The 300-nt window shown below is 59.0% G+C and carries 1 protein-coding gene; it reads right to left on the bottom strand.

The annotated features are described in order from the left end of the window. A partial coding sequence (locus tag K6118_RS17660) for a GTP-binding protein (protein ID WP_247121734.1) occupies positions 1-300 on the bottom strand: 300 nt, incomplete at both ends.

Raw genomic sequence — 300 nt, 5'->3', positions numbered from 1 at the left:
CATCTCAACGAGTTCCAGAAGCTCCGGATCGTCAACCTGGTCAACTTTGTTCAGGAATACGACCAGCGCCGGCACACCAACCTGACGGGCAAGCAAGATGTGCTCGCGCGTCTGCGGCATCGGGCCGTCTGCGGCGTTAACAACCAGGATACCACCGTCCATCTGCGCAGCACCCGTGATCATGTTCTTCACATAGTCAGCGTGGCCAGGGCAGTCAACGTGTGCATAGTGACGCTTCGCGGTCTCATACTCAACGTGCGCCGTCGAGATCGTGATACCACGCTCACGCTCTTCCGGGGC

The sequence above is a fragment of the Kordiimonas marina genome (genome assembly GCF_023006325.1).
GTDB lineage: Bacteria > Pseudomonadota > Alphaproteobacteria > Sphingomonadales > Kordiimonadaceae > Kordiimonas > Kordiimonas marina.
The sequence above is the reverse complement of the archived record's forward strand: the minus strand, read 5'-3'. Positions and strand labels throughout refer to the sequence as shown.